Genomic DNA, 286 nt, shown 5'->3' with positions numbered 1-286 from the left:
CAGCTTCACCATCGCGAGCTCGACCTTGTCGCGATGCAGCGCCGCCGGATTGCGACGGAGCATCTCGTCGCCGCTGACCGTCTTGACCATCCGGCTTATGCCCTCGGTGCGGATGGTCTGCGTCGCCTCGATCCACTCGGCTTGGTAGACGCACCAGCGCGCGAAGGCGTAGCGGTCCATCCGATCCAGCAGGTTGCGCCTCTGCAGGTGCGGCGCGAGCTCGCGCCAGATACGAAGCGCAACGTCTTGGCCCGACTCCCCGCGCTTCCCCATGAGGAAGTCCGGC

Annotated in this window: 1 protein-coding gene; it reads right to left on the bottom strand. The window is 66.8% G+C overall.

All coding sequences use genetic code 11. The features are described from left to right. The coding region (locus tag KZZ06_RS20415) for a P27 family phage terminase small subunit (protein WP_219581807.1) at positions 1 to 286 on the bottom strand (286 nt) is incomplete at both ends.

The organism is Sulfitobacter sp. CW3, assembly GCF_019392245.1.
Taxonomy (GTDB): Bacteria; Pseudomonadota; Alphaproteobacteria; order Rhodobacterales; family Rhodobacteraceae; genus Sulfitobacter.
This window is presented reverse-complemented; position numbering and strand designations above follow the sequence as displayed.